General features: G+C 73.0%; 8 protein-coding genes. All 8 read left to right on the forward strand.

What is annotated here, in order from left to right; translation table 11 throughout:
- Positions 1-25 precede the first annotated feature (25 nt).
- Positions 26-994: an LLM class flavin-dependent oxidoreductase gene (locus AB0I54_RS05910; protein ID WP_363294656.1), complete on the forward strand. Its 969-nt coding sequence runs from the start codon at positions 26-28 to the stop codon at positions 992-994.
- Between the two features lie 45 nt (positions 995-1,039).
- Entirely contained in the window at positions 1,040-2,290 is a 1,251-nt protein-coding gene (locus tag AB0I54_RS05915) for an erythromycin esterase family protein (RefSeq protein ID WP_363294657.1), read from the forward strand.
- 42 nt (positions 2,291-2,332) lie between these two features.
- Entirely contained in the window at positions 2,333-4,147 is a 1,815-nt protein-coding gene (locus AB0I54_RS05920) for a gamma-glutamyltransferase (RefSeq protein WP_363294658.1), read from the forward strand.
- Between the two features lie 87 nt (positions 4,148-4,234).
- A complete protein-coding gene (locus AB0I54_RS05925) occupies positions 4,235-5,107 on the forward strand; it encodes an inositol monophosphatase family protein (protein ID WP_363294659.1) in 873 nt (290 codons plus the stop codon).
- Positions 5,108-5,391: 284 nt separating this feature from the next.
- Complete coding sequence (locus tag AB0I54_RS05930; RefSeq protein WP_363294660.1) at positions 5,392-6,804, forward strand: NAD(P)/FAD-dependent oxidoreductase; 1,413 nt, start codon at positions 5,392-5,394, stop codon at positions 6,802-6,804.
- Positions 6,805-6,868: 64 nt separating this feature from the next.
- Positions 6,869-7,378, forward strand: a complete 510-nt coding sequence (locus tag AB0I54_RS05935) for an O-acetyl-ADP-ribose deacetylase (RefSeq protein WP_363294661.1) — start codon at positions 6,869-6,871, stop codon at positions 7,376-7,378.
- 144 nt (positions 7,379-7,522) lie between these two features.
- The gene (locus AB0I54_RS05940) at positions 7,523-8,392 is read left to right on the forward strand and encodes a methylenetetrahydrofolate reductase (RefSeq protein WP_363294663.1); all 870 of its coding nucleotides are present in this window, start codon (positions 7,523-7,525) and stop codon (positions 8,390-8,392) included.
- Between the two features lie 184 nt (positions 8,393-8,576).
- Positions 8,577-9,447 (forward strand): hypothetical protein (locus AB0I54_RS05945; protein ID WP_363294664.1); only part of this gene is annotated, 871 nt, incomplete at its 3' end.

The raw sequence follows: 9,447 nt of genomic DNA on the forward strand, positions 1-9,447 counted from the left end.
GCAAACGTCGGTCATCTTCCCCGTCATGCCCAAGGACCCCACGGACGCGGTTCCGTTCGCGGAACTCGTCGCGGGAGGGGACCTGGCACGGCTGTGGCAGGGCCAGTCCCTCACCATCGAATCCCATCAGTTGTTCGCCTACCTCGCGGGCATGGGATTCCGGTTCCCGGTCGGTACGTCCGTGACCCTGATGCCGCTGCGCCATCCGATGGAGGCGGCGGCACACGCCCGCTCCCTCGCCCGTCTGACCGGCAGACGGATGACGCTCGGAATCGGCCCCGGATCACCCGACTTCGTGGCGAGTCTGCGCGGTGAGCCCTATGAGAGCCCGAGAGCCGCGTGCGCCGACTATCTCCGCCAACTGCGGGGATTCCTCGGTGGACTTCGGGAGGAGGGCGAGCCGAGGGAGGAAGCATCCGGGGGCGGCGACGCGCGATCCGGACTGCCCGATCTCGGTCATCCCGGTGTGGAGATCGGCCTGGGAGTCCTGCGCCCGGCCCTCGCCCGGGTGGCCGGTGAGCTGGCCGACGCGGCGATCAGCTGGATGACACCGCCCGCATACCTCGCGCGTGACCTCGTGCCCGCCCTGCACCGCGGCGCCCGAGCGGCGGACCGCCCCGTGCCGCGCCTGGTCACCGTCGTGCACGTCGCCGTCGCCCGCAGCGGACGCGATCCCCGCCAACTCGCCTTCACGGCCGCCCGTGCGCACCTGGGCGCACCGCACTACACCGACATGCTGAAACGCGCGGGGCTGCGGGTGCACCCGTCACAGCCCTATCTCAACGCGCGCGCCCTGGTCGACTCGGGAACATTCGTCCACGGAACTCCGCGGGAAGTGGCGGCCGCATTGGACGAATACGCCCGGGCCGGCGTGGACGAGGTGGTCCTCAACCCGGCGGGTGTGGGTCTTGCGCACGGCTGGAATGCCGCCGTCGAAGACCTCGCGGAAATCTCGGCCGAAATCCGCCTCGCACAACGGGACTTGATCGCGTGAGGGCTAGGCTCACCTTGCCGAGAGGTGACGCGAAAGGAATGGACGATGACCGAGGAAGTGCGGCAGTGGCTGAAGGAGAATGCTCTGCCGTTGCGGGACTTGCACGCCGAGGCATCGGAACCGGATCACGGCGACCTGGAGCCGTTGCGAAAGACCTTGAACGACGTACGAGTTCTGGGGATGGGTGAGGCTACGCACGGGACCGCCGAATTCTTCCGGCTCAAGCATCGATTACTGCGGTTCCTCGTCGAGGAAATGGGGTGCACCGCCCTGGCGATGGAGGCCAGTGCCTCGGCCGCGCGGGCCGTCGACGACCATGTGCTGCACGGCACCGGTGACGCCGCCGACGCACTCGCGGGCCTCGGCTTCTGGACCTGGCGGACCCGGGAGATGCTCGACGTCGTCGAGTGGATGCGGGAGCACAACCGGACCGTTCCGCGCGAGCGCGCCGTGCGTTTCGTCGGCATCGACCCCCAGCGCTGCGGTCCCGCCCTGACCGCCCTCGACGCCGCGCTGCGCACACTGGCGCCGGACCGGGCGGACCTCGGCGGCGGCCTCCTCGGCACCCTGGCCGACGCCAAGCCGGGATCCCTCACCGGCCAGAGGCAGCAGATCCTCGCCGAGGCGCGCGCACTCGTACGCTTCCTCGAACAGGGCAGGGCCGGACTCGCGGCACGCGCCGGAGCCGAGACGGTCGACGACGCGCTCGGCCACGCACACAGGATCGTGGCGGCGGCCGACGTGGCCTCGCGGCCGCTGCGCGGCGACGGCGAGGAACCGGGCGCGCTGGCGGTCCGGGACCGGTACATGGCACAGGAAGTGATCGCCCTGGAGGAGCGGTCGCCCGGCAAGGTGGCCGTATGGGCCCACAACGGCCATGTCATGACCGACTGTTACGCGGGCGACGTACCCGCGATGGGACAGCACCTACGAAGCCACTACGGGGAGCGCTACTACGCCCTCGGCCTGCTCTTCGGCGAGGGCGCCTTCCGCGCCCGCCCCGGGAACTCCGCCACGCGCACACCCAGGAAGCACACCATCGCTTCGGCGGGCCCGCGGTCGGTCGAGGGCCTGCTCGCCTCGGTCACACCGGAGGATCACCTCGTCGACCTGCGCGGCGGCCGGGCCCGGCCCGCCGTCGCCGAGTGGCTGGAGGACCGCCGGTTCGTACGGTCCTTCGGCGCCTCGGTGCCGCGCGTGACGTACCGCTTCCACCTGGCTCCGACGGTGCTCGCCCGGGAGTACGACGGGCTGGCGTACGTGGCCCGCTCGACACCTTCGACTCCGCTGCGCTGAGACGATGGGAGCGACGCGCGTTCGCGACCAGTGAGGTGAGAGATGCGGTTCACCACCCGGCCCACCCTCCAGGGCACCTTCGGCATGGTGTCCTCCACCCACTGGCTGGCCTCGCAGTCGGCGATGGCCGTGCTGGAGGACGGCGGCAACGCCTATGACGCCGCGGTCGCGGGCGCGTTCGTGCTGCACGTCGTCGAGCCGCATCTCAACGGGCCCGCCGGCGAGGTGCCGATCCTGCTCGCCCCGGCCGGCGGCGAGGTGCGGGTGCTGTGCGGGCAGGGCGTGGCACCGGCGGGGGCGACGGTCGCGCACTACCGGGGACTCGGTCTGGACCTCGTCCCCGGCACGGGCCCGCTGGCCGCGGCCGTGCCGGGCGCGTTCGACGCCTGGCTGCTCCTGCTGCGCGACCACGGCACCAAGTCCCTCGCCGACGTCCTGAAGTACGCCATCGGGTACGCCGAGCACGGGCACGCGCCCGTGGAGAACGTCGGCGCGACCGTCGAGAGCGTGCGGGGGCTCTTCGAGACGGAGTGGACCTCGTCGGCCCGGGTGTACCTGCCCGGCGGAACGGCACCCCGGCCCGGCGAGCTGTTCCGCAACCCCACCCTCGCCGCCACCTGGAAGCGGCTGCTCGCCGAGACCGAAGGGGCGGGCGACCGGGACGCGCGGATCGACGCCGCGCGGGAGGTGTGGCGCTCCGGCTTCATCGCCGAGGCACTGGTACGGCAGTCCGCGCGGCCCACCCTGGACACCAGCGGCGAGCGGCACACCGGCACGCTCACCGCCACCGACCTCGCCGGCTGGTCCGCGACCTACGAGAGCCCCGCGACGTACGACTGGAACGGCTGGACCGTGTGCAAGGCGGGCCCCTGGAGCCAGGGTCCCGCCCTCCTCCAGCAGCTCGCGCTGCTCCCGCCCGAGCTGCCCCCGTACGACTCGGCCGCCTATGTGCACCTGCTCATCGAGGGCTGCAAGCTCGCCATGGCCGACCGGGAGGCCTGGTACGGGGACGCGGCCGAGGTACCGCTCGGTGAGCTGCTGTCGGACGCCTACAACGCCGGGCGGCGAGCGCTCGTCGGCGACAAGGCCTCATGCGAGCTGCGCCCCGGCAGCCCCGGCGGGCGCGCGCCCCGACTGAGCGAGCACGCGCGCGTGGCGGCCGCCGACAGGCCCGGCTTCGACCCGATGGGCGTCGGGGAGCCGACCCTGGCGAACAGGCCGGCCGAGCCCGAGGTGGCCGCCGACGGCGGCACCCGCGGCGACACCTGCCACCTCGACGTGGTCGACCGCTGGGGGAACATGATCGCCGCCACCCCCAGCGGCGGCTGGCTGCAGTCCAACCCGGTCGTGCCCGAACTCGGCTTCCCGCTCGGCACCCGGCTCCAGATGACCTGGCTGGAGGAGGGCCTGCCCAACTCCCTCACCCCCGGCCGCCGTCCCCGCACCACCCTCACCCCGTCGATCGCGCTGCGCGACGGCATCCCGGTGCTGGCCTTCGGCACGCCCGGCGGCGACCAGCAGGACCAGTGGCAGCTGCACTTCTTCCTGGCCGTCGCCCTGCGCGCCCCCGTCCGCGGCGGCCTCGACCTCCAGGGCGCGATCGACGCCCCGAACTGGCACAACGACAGCTTCCCCGGCTCCTTCTACCCGCGCGGACGGCAGCCGGGGAGCGTGACCGTGGAGTCCCGCACGGCCCCGGAGGTCGTCGACGAACTCAGGCGGCGCGGCCACGACGTCACGGTCGCCGACGGCTGGTCCGAGGGCCGGCTGTGCGCGGTGGCGCGCGACCCTCTCACCGGCATCCTCTCGGCGGCCGCCAATCCGCGGGGCATGCAGGGATACGCGGTGGGCCGCTGATCATCGGCCCCCGCTGTTCGTCCGGATTCCATCTCACGTTCACCGGGCGGGCGGGGATTGTCAGAGGCGCATGCTCTCATGGAGGGCATGATCTCAGACACCGAAACCTGGGGGTCCCCCCTGGACGAAGCCCTTGTGGGAGAGTTCCTGGCCCGCCACTCCGCCGATGTGGAAGAGGCGGTGCGCAAGGCCGCCGCGACCGAGATCCTGCCCCGCTTCCGCCGGCTCGCCGAGCACGAGATCGACCAGAAGAGCGGACCGCACGACCTGGTGACGGACGCCGACCGGCTCGCCGAGGAGTACCTCACCGCGGCGCTCGGCGCCCTCCTGCCCGGCTCCGTCGTGGTCGGCGAGGAGGCCGTGCACGCCAACCCGGCGACGTACGAGGCGATACGGGGCGACGCGCCGGTCTGGATCGTCGACCCGGTCGACGGCACCCGGCAGTTCGTGCACGGCGACCCCGGCTTCTGCACGCTGGTCGCGCTCGCCCACCGGGGTGTCCTGCTCGCCTCCTGGACCTACGCGCCGGCCCGCGACCAGCTGGCCACGGCCGTCCGGGGCCACGGCGCCTTCCTCGACGGACAACGGCTCGTCGCGGGCGCGCCCACACCGGGCCGGGACCTGGAGATAGCCACCTCCCACCCGGACTACACGACGGACGAGCAGAAGCGTGCCCTGCTCGGCCTGTGGAGCGAGGGCGTCGCGCCGCGCGCCTGCGGTTCCGCCGGGCTGGAATATCTCGCCGTCGCCAAGGGCGAGTTGGACGCCACCGGCTTCAGCTGGGAGGCCGCCTGGGACCATGCGGCGGGCCTGCTCCTCGTCGAGGAGGCCGGCGGCGCCCACCTCACCCGCACCGGAGAGCCGTTCCGCATCACCGGCGGCAACGCCCTCCCGTTCACGGCGGCCCGCGACGCGGCCACGGCCCACCGGGTGGTGGAACTGCTGCGGGGCACCGGCTGAGCCGTGGCTCCGCTCCTGCTGGGTGAGTCTGCCTCCCGGCATTGCGGCCTCAGCGGCGCGAGGGCGCCCGTACCGCCGGATTCCGCTTCGCGCGCCCGCCCCCGGCCGTCCCGCACGCTGCCCGGTCCACCCCGCGTACGCCTCGATTCCGCTTCCGGAGCCCGCCCGGATGCGCCCCCGGGGCGCCCCGCCGAGCCCACCCGCGCCCCCTGGGCCGTCGGTCCCCCGGCATATCCTGATCCCGAGTGGCCGTCGGCTGACGAAGGAGTCCGAAGGTGCCGTCGATGTTCGATGCGGTCGTGGTGGGAGCGGGGCCGAACGGACTGACGGCTGCCGTCGAGCTAGCCCGCCGCGGATTCTCCGTCGCCCTGTTCGAGGCCCGCGACACCGTCGGCGGAGGCTCCCGAACCGAAGAACTCACCCTCCCCGGCTTCCGCCACGACCCCTGCTCCGCCGCCCACCCCCTCGGCATCAACTCGCCCGCGTTCCGCGCGATGCCCCTCGACCGGTACGGCCTGGAGTGGCTGCACGCCGAGCTGCCCATGGCACACCCGTTCCCGGACGGCACGGCCGCGGTGCTCGCCCGCTCCGTGGCACGGACGGCCGCCTCCTTCGGACCACGCGACGCGGGGGCGTACCGCAGACTGGTCGCGCCGTTCCTCACCAAGTGGGACACCCTGGTGCAGGACTTCATGTCGTTGCCGCTCACCGCGCTCCCGCGCGACCCGGTCACCCTCGCCCGGTTCGGCCTGACCGGCCTGCCGCCCTCCACCTGGCTGATGCGCCGCTTCCACGACGAGCGGGCCAGGACCCTGTTCGCCGGACTGGTCGCGCACGTCATGGCTCCGCTCAGCGGCTTCGCCACCGGCGCCATCGGGCTGGTCTTCGCACTGGCCGCGCACGCCCGCGGCTGGCCCGTGGCCCGCGGCGGCTCCCAGTCGATCTCCGACGCCCTCGCCGCCTACCTCAAGGACCTCGGCGGCAGCGTGCACACCGACTACGAGGTCAAACGGCTGGACGACCTGCCGCCCGCCCGCGCCTACGTCTTCGACACCTCGCCCACCGCCCTGGCCCGTATCGCCGGCTTCGGCAACCACTACGAGGGCTACCGCTACGGCCCCGGCGTCTTCAAGGTCGACTACGCCCTGGACGGCCCGGTGCCCTGGACCGCCCCGGAGGCACGGGTCGCCACGACCGTGCAGATCGGCGCCGACAGCGCGGAGATCGGCACGGCCCTGCGCGCCGCGTCCCGCCAGGGCTGCGCACCCGAGCGACCGTTCATGATCACCGTGCAGCCCGGTGTCGTCGACCCCACCCGCGCCCCGGAGGGCAAGCACGTCTTCTGGGCGTACGGCCATGTGCCCAGCGCCTGGACCGGCGACCTCACGGACGCCATGGAGCGCCAACTGGAGCGCTTCGCCCCCGGCTTCCGCGACCGCGTCCTCGCGCGGGCCACCGCCGGTCCGCCCGAACTGGCCGCCCGCAACGCCAACTACGTCGGCGGCGACATCGGCTCCGGCGCGGTCTCGGGCCTCCAGATCCTGCTGCGCCCCAAGCTGTCCCTGTTCCCGTACAACACCCCGCACCCGGCGGTCTTCATCTGTTCCTCGGCCACCCCGCCGGGCCCCGGAGTGCACGGCATGTCCGGCCACAACGCGGCGAAGGCCGTCTGGCGGCGGCTGCGCCAGGAGCCGTGACCCGGCCGCCGCGCCCGGTGCTGCGCGAGCGTCCCACCGGGCCACGGCTGGTATAGAGGCAGCCATGACCACCATCACGCTCGCCCAGGGCGACATCACCCGGCAGACCGCCGACGCGATCGTCAACGCGGCCAACTCCTCGCTCCTCGGCGGCGGAGGCGTGGACGGCGCGATCCACCGGCGCGGGGGACCGGCGATCCTTGCGGAGTGCCGGGCCCTGCGGGCCTCCCGTTACGGCAAGGGCCTGCCCACGGGCCAGGCCGTCGCCACGACCGCGGGGGAGCTGGACGCACGGTGGGTGATCCACACGGTCGGCCCGGTCTGGTCGTCCTCCGAGGACCGCTCGGAGCTGCTGGCCTCCTGCTACCGCGAGTCGCTCCGCGTGGCCGACGAGCTGGGTGCCCGGACGGTCGCGTTCCCGGCGATCTCCACCGGCGTGTACCGCTGGCCGATGGACGACGCGGCGCGTATCGCGGTGGAGGCGGTGCGGGACACACCGACAGACGTCGAGGAGGTGCGGTTCGTCCTCTTCGACGACCGCGCGTACGAGGTGTTCGCGGCCCGGCTCGGCTGACCACGGCGCACGGCGGGCAGCGGAAGCACCCTCCCCCGTGCCGTCGGCGACGCGCGTGACATCATCGGCGGGGCCACAGGACCCCGGATTCGTGCTCGACCGTACCGGCACGACGCCCGGGACGGCCCGAGACGAAGGAGCACGATGAACCCGGGTCCCACGGCCCCGCCGGTGGCGCCGATCACCGCGCTGCTGCAGGACTTCTCCCTGGAGATGACCGGCAAGGACATCCCCGCACTGGAGGAGGCCGGCGCCGCCATCCCCCGCGGCACCCGCGTCAACGTCACCTTCCTCGGCAACGAGAACCTCGGGATGCGCCTCGACGCCGCCCGCGCGGTCAAACGCCTCGGCTTCGTCCCCGTCCCGCACATATCCGCCCGCCGGCTCGGCTCGCGGGCGGACCTGGAACAGTTCCTCGCCGGGCTCCGGGCCGACGGCGCCGCCGACAACGTGTTCGTCGTCGGCGGCGACCCCGCCCGCCCCGAGGGACCGTACGAGGACGCCCTCACCGTCATCCGCACCGGACTGCTCCAGCGCCACGGCGTGCGGCACGTAGGCATCAGCGGCTACCCGGAGGGTCACCCCGCCATCACCGACCACGCGCTGTGGTCGGCGCTGACCGACAAGAGCGCGGTCCTCGGGGCCCAGCGGCTCGCGGGCGACGTCATCACCCAGTTTGGTTTCGACGTGGATCGGGTGCTCACCTGGGTGGAGCGGGCGCGTGAGCGCGGTGTCGGCCTGCCGATCCGTATCGGCGTCCCCGGACCCGCCGGAGTGCGCCGTCTCATGGGCTACGCCACCCGCTTCGGCGTCGGCACCAGCGCCTCCATCGCGCGGAAGTACGGCTTCTCGCTGACCAACCTCGTGGGTACGACGGGCCCCGACCGTTTCCTGCGCACGCTGGCCCGGGAGTACGACGTCCGGCGCCACGGCGATCTGAAGGTGCACTTCTACACGTTCGGCGGGCTGCGGGCGACGTCGGAGTGGATCGCCCGGTTCCGGCAGGAGGCCTGACGCGAGGCCCGCTCGGGTGCCGTGCGCTGCTCTTGGCCTTGCGCGGTTCATGTCATGCCCCTTATAACCGTCCCTGCAGGCATCGGTGGGGATGGCCGGAAATGGCAGTTGCCGCCGACCAGGGGGGATCCTCAGCTCCGCCGGGATCGGCAGCAACGCATCCAGATCCACGGAGACCGAGGACATGACCGACAACGCCTTTCGCGACGCCATGACCCGCCTGGCCGTCGACCCGGCCTTCAGAGCCGAACTCGACGGCGACACCGATGAGGTGGCCCGAAGACTCGGCCTGACACCCGCCCAGGTCACGGAGCTCCGCTCGCTCCGTGTCGAGTCCGGCACCGACGGGGGACCGGCCGCACTCGACCAGCGGCTGTCCAAGTCGTCCCTGTTCTTCGGCAGCGCGGCACATGCGCTGGCCCACCATGACGTTTCGGATGTTCCACATGTTCCGGATGTTCCGGTCGACCATGGCCAGGAGATCGCAGGCGGCTTCGACGCGTCGGCCACCGGCGCCCAGAGCCTGCTCGGCGGGGAACTCGGCGGGTTCGGCGGACATGCCGGTGGCGCCGAGGGCGGCCTCGGTGGGTTCGGCGACTTCGGCGGAGGTGACGCCGGGGGGCTCGGTGGCTTCGACGGCGGTGCCGACGGCGGCTTCGGCGGGTTCGGTGAAGGTGGTGCCGACGGCGGTCTCGGTGGGTTCGGTGACGGCGGTTTCGGTGACGGTGGCGTCGGTCCCGGAGGGTTTGGCGACGGCGGTTTCGGCGACGGCGGTTTCGGCTCCGGAGGCGACCTCGGCGGATCGGGCGGAGTCGGCGGATTCGGAGACCTCGGCGGTCATGGCGGCGGGTTCGGCGGTGAGGGCGGCGGCGACGCCGGTCACTTCGGCCACGGCGGCATCTTCGACCGCGACGAGGGCGACGGCCACGGTGACGGCGGCGGCGCAGGTGGCGGCGGTGGTGAGGGCGGCGGCAGCGGTGAGAACGGTGACCGTCCCTCCGGTGGCAGCGGCCATGGTGGCGGTGACGGCGGTGGCGAGGGTGGCGGCACCGGCG

The organism is Streptomyces sp. NPDC050625, from assembly GCF_040654755.1.
Taxonomy (GTDB): Bacteria; Actinomycetota; Actinomycetes; order Streptomycetales; family Streptomycetaceae; genus Streptomyces.